The sequence below is a fragment of the Polynucleobacter sp. 39-46-10 genome (assembly GCF_002282275.1).
In genome coordinates this window covers 1-3,177 of record NZ_NCJB01000273.1, presented here as the reverse complement: position 1 = coordinate 3,177, position 3,177 = coordinate 1, and the positions used below count along the sequence as shown (strand labels likewise).

3 protein-coding genes are annotated in these 3,177 nt (G+C 44.9%); all 3 read right to left on the bottom strand.

Going from position 1 to position 3,177, the window contains the following annotated elements; translation table 11 throughout:
* Positions 1–113: 113 nt before the first annotated feature.
* The gene (locus B7X71_RS14205; RefSeq protein ID WP_215301709.1) at positions 114–1,094 is read right to left on the bottom strand and encodes a quinone oxidoreductase; all 981 of its coding nucleotides are present in this window, start codon (positions 1,092–1,094) and stop codon (positions 114–116) included.
* A 29-nt stretch (positions 1,095–1,123) separates the two neighbouring features.
* Entirely contained in the window at positions 1,124–1,576 is a 453-nt protein-coding gene (locus B7X71_RS14200; RefSeq protein WP_215301710.1) for a DUF2452 domain-containing protein, read from the bottom strand.
* An 86-nt stretch (positions 1,577–1,662) separates the two neighbouring features.
* Positions 1,663–3,177 (bottom strand): cryptochrome/photolyase family protein (locus tag B7X71_RS14195; protein ID WP_293601081.1); only part of this gene is annotated, 1,515 nt, incomplete at its 5' end.

Below are 3,177 nucleotides of genomic sequence, written 5' to 3'. Positions count from 1 at the left end.
ATTCTACAGTCAAGTACATCACTCAAGTAAGTTGAAGTGTAAGTAAAAAAGCCCCGCACAAGCGGAGCTTTTCAGCAAACTAAATTAATACAACTCATGCTCGGTAACCCACATTAAGGGATCATGATGATTGCACCTGAAACTTTTCTTCCTTCAGCTGCTTTATGTGCTTCAGCAGCTTGTTCAAGCGTGAACTTAGCACCAATTTGCACCTTCACTCGACCTTGTGCAATCGCATCAAACACTGCACGAGCATTTTCTTGAAGCAGCTCTGGAGTAGCGTTATGTGGAAATACAGAAGGTCTAGTTAAAAAGAGACAGCCTTTCTTATTTAAGATCTCTGGCTGGATCTCGGGAGCTGGGCCTGAGGCCGCACCAAATAAAGCCACCATGCCAAATGGTGCAGCACAATCGAGCGATCCTAGGAATGTTGTTTTAGCAACGGAGTCATAAACCACATTCGCTTTACGCCCACCTGTTGCCTTAAGTACCTCTTCCACCCAATTAGGGTTTGAGTAATCCACCACAGCATCACATCCCGCTTCCTTGGCTGCTGAAAACTTAGCTTGAGAGCCAACAGTGCCGACAACAAAAGCACCCAATGATTTTGCCCAGCCAGCCAAGATTTGACCAACACCACCGGCAGCAGCGTGCACTAGCACGACATCGCCAGATTTCACCTGATATGTTTTCTGAATTAAATACTGCGCAGTCATTGCCTTAAAGAACACAGCTGCAGCGACTTCATCGGATACATTGTCTGGTACTGAGACCAACTTATCTGCTGCGACATTACGTGCACTCGCATAAGCACCAATACCAGCATTGATATACATCACACGATCACCGATTTTGAATCGAGTGACACCTTCACCAAGCGCCTCAACTACACCAACTGCTTCATGACCCAAACCTGTTGGCAACTCAAGTGGGTAATAACCAGAGCGCTGATAGACATCAATAAAGTTAAAACCAATCGCAGTTTGACGAAGCTGAACTTCCCCTTTTCCTGGAGCTGGAAGCTCTTTATCAATTAACTGAATTACATCAGCATTGCCGAGTTCTGAAAGATTAACAATTCGAGCAGTTGTCACAAGTCACCTTATTATTTTTATAGAAAAATTTATCTTACTGCAACAGCAGAAGAGACGAGCTCTTCATCCTCAACAACAGCCCAAGTGCTATCACCGAGCTTTTTGACTGCCATAGAATAGGTCCAAGAATCAGGAATACCGCAACTCCATTGATCTGGGCCATTCTGAATCAATACATTGGCACCAATGCGGCTATCAAAATACAAATGATATGTTTTGCCATGCAGGGGATTAAAACTGAATTTGGCGCTATGAACCATCTCAGTGGCATCCAATCGTGCTTGAAGCGAGCGTGCTTGCTTCATTAATACTTCAGCCTGCTCCATAATGCGATCGTATTCAAGCTTGGCATTTTGACGAGCCACATTGACTGCCTTGTCTTTTTCTTCCAAGACTTTAATCGGCGCAAATACGGGCGCACCCACCTCCATGGGATATTCAATGCCGGCATGCCGTGCTGGATCGGTGTCTTCTATTCTCATGGCTTTTTAACCTACTGATTTATATGGCGAAAGTGTGACACAAATTCACAAAACGCGTTGTAGCAGCCGACAAGCAGGACAAACACCTAGAGGGAGTTCAAATCCCCCAAAAGTCCTTTGGCATGTATCTGAATAGCCTGCTGATCAGCTTCGCTAATGCGGGATAAGTTGGCGGTCATCAATCGGGTACGCGGACTTGCCTCAAACTGTTGACGATGCTTTATCAAGAAATTCCAATAGAGATTGGTCATCGGGCAAGCACCTTCCCCAAATCGGACATCGGACTTGTACTGGCAAGATCCGCAATAGTTACTCATTCTCTTAATGTAGGCACCGCTGGCAATATAAGGCTTGCTAGTGAAACGACCACCACTCGCGAATAAGGCCATGCCCGCCGTATTGGGGAGCTCCACCCATTCAATAGCATCAATATAAATAGCCAGATACCAATCACACACCTCTTTTGGCAGAATTTCTGCAAGCAAGGCAAAGTTACCAGTCACCATGAGTCGCTGAATATGATGGGCATAGCCATACTGCAAGGTCTGCCCAATCGCCTCTTGCATACACTTCATATTCGTTTTGCCAGTCCAATACCAATTGGGCAATAGATTGCGATGGTCGTAAAAATTATCCTCAGCCATTTGCGGCATATCCAGGTAGTACATGCCGCGCACAAATTCTCGCCAACCTAGAATCTGACGAATAAATCCCTCTACAGTAGCCAGCTCCAAGTCATACTTTTTCCAAGTTACTAAAACAGCATCAATGACTTCTCTTGGATTGAGTAACTTTAGATTCAGTGAACTTGACAACAGCGAGTGCCAACCAAAAGGTGTATCTGTCCACATCGCATCTTCATAAATGCCAAAGGTCGCTAAGCGGTGCTCCACAAATCCCTCAAGCGCTTGAAGTGCTTGTTGGCGAGTTACCGGCCATTGAAAGTGAGTCAGCGATCCAGGATGCTCTGGGTAACGCTCCTCCACCTCAGCCAATACTCCCTTAGTAATCGCATCTGGTTCAAATAATTCTGGAGGCGGAATGAGACCTGGGCCTTTCTTGGGAAAGGGCTTGCGATTGTCTCGATCGAAATTCCATTGCCCACCCTCAGGGTTACCCTCCTTATCGACCAAAATATTGTGGGTCTTTCGCATGAGCCGATAAAAATATTCCAGACGCAATTCTTTTTTGCCGGCAACCCAATTCTCAAACTCATGGCGTGAGCAATAAAAATGGGGGTCTTCTTGCATTTCTAAGTGGATGTTTAATTCAGAAGCTAATGCTTCAATCTCACACTTGAGTCGATATTCACCAGGCTCAAGACATACTAAGTTGGTAAATTTATCTCTTTCAATAATGGCTCGTAGCGTGTCACCAATGGATTGGGGAGACTGCTTAATATATTGCAGTGGAATACCAAGTTCTTCTAGCTGCTTAGCAAAGTGGCGCATGGCTGATAAAAACAAAGCAATTTTTGCCTTATGAGACCAAACATACTGAGCCTCATCTGCAGACTCAATCATGACCACCTGATCAGTCTTGGAATTGAGTTTTTTTATTAATGGGCTATTGATATCTAACTGATCACCCAGAATCAAAAC

Excerpts from the sequence above, each read along its gene's own strand:
- B7X71_RS14200 (WP_215301710.1), bottom strand. The coding sequence starts at position 1,576 with ATGAGAATAGAAGACACCGATCCAGCACGGCATGCCGGCATTGAATAT.